Origin of the sequence: Streptosporangium sp. NPDC001681, from assembly GCF_040298085.1 — a bacterium.
Lineage (GTDB): Bacteria > Actinomycetota > Actinomycetes > Streptosporangiales > Streptosporangiaceae > Streptosporangium.
In genome coordinates, this window is the sequence record NZ_JBEOZN010000328.1 from 1 (window position 1) to 1,179 (window position 1,179).

General features: G+C 72.3%; 1 protein-coding gene. It reads left to right on the top strand.

All coding sequences use genetic code 11. The annotated features are described in order from the left end of the window. On the top strand, positions 1-1,179 hold a 1,179-nt coding region (locus ABT130_RS47640; RefSeq protein WP_350966508.1), incomplete at both ends, for a polyketide synthase dehydratase domain-containing protein.

A 1,179-nucleotide genomic window follows, 5' to 3' on the forward strand; every position in this document is an offset into this window, starting at 1 on the left:
GGCAGGCGGTGCTGCCGGGCGGGCGCCGGGTCGATCTGCCGACCTACCCCTTCGAGCATCGGCGGTACTGGCCCGAGAGCACCGGCTCCGGTACCGGGAACGTGGCGGCGGCGGGCCTGGCCGCCGCGGGGCACCCGCTGCTGGGCGCGACGGTCGGGCTGGCCGATTCCGATGGGGTGCTGCTGACCGGCCGCCTGTCGCTGGCTTCGCATCCGTGGCTGGCCGATCACGTGGTGGCCGGGATGGTGTTCTTCCCGGGTACCGGGTTCCTGGAGCTGGCGATCCGGGCGGGTGACCAGGTCGGTTGCAACCTGGTCGAAGAGCTGACCCTGGTCGCTCCGTTGGTGCTGGGCGAGCGGGACGTCGTCGCGATGCAGGTGTCGGTGGGCGCCGCTCAGGAGACGGGCCATCGGAGCGTGAGCATTTACGCCCGGTCGGCGCAGGCTGGAGAGGATGTGCCGTGGGTGCGGCACGCCACCGGCACGCTGGCCACGGGCACCCGCACGGCCGGTCCTGCCCCGATCGTGCCGTTCGACGCGACGGTGTGGCCCCCGGCCGGCGCGACCGCGATCGCGCTGGACGGTTTCTATGACCAGCTGGCCGAGAATTTGCTCGTCTACGGCCCGGTGTTTCAGGGGTTGCGGGCGGCCTGGTGGGGGGCCGAGGGGGGCGAGGTGTTCGCCGAGGTCGCCCTTCCCGAGCAGGCGGCGTCGAGTGCGGGTTCGTTCGGGGTGCATCCGGCGTTGCTGGACGCGGTGTTGCACGCGGTGACCTTCGCCGGGCTGGACACCGAGGCGGGTACGCGGTTGCCGTTCTCCTGGGGAGAGGTGAGCCTGCACGCCACCGGCGCGGCGATGCTGCGCGTACGGCTGAGCCGGATCGCTGCCGACTCGGTATCGCTGGTCGCGGTGGACGTCGCCGGGGAGCCGGTGCTGTCGGTGAGGTCCCTGGTGCTACGCCCGTTCTCGCCTAACCAGCTCGCCGCCGCGGGCGGGGGGCAGGCGACGGCGGGGAACGGGTTGTTCCGGTTGGAATGGACTCCGCTGTCGGAGCTCCCCATGGCTGATTCGGTGCCGGTGGCAGCGGTCGGCTTCGCCGGGTTCGAGCCGGACGCGCTGGGTCTTGCGGGGATGTGGGAGTCGGCCGGGCAGTCGGTCGCGGTTCATCGTGATCTGTCGG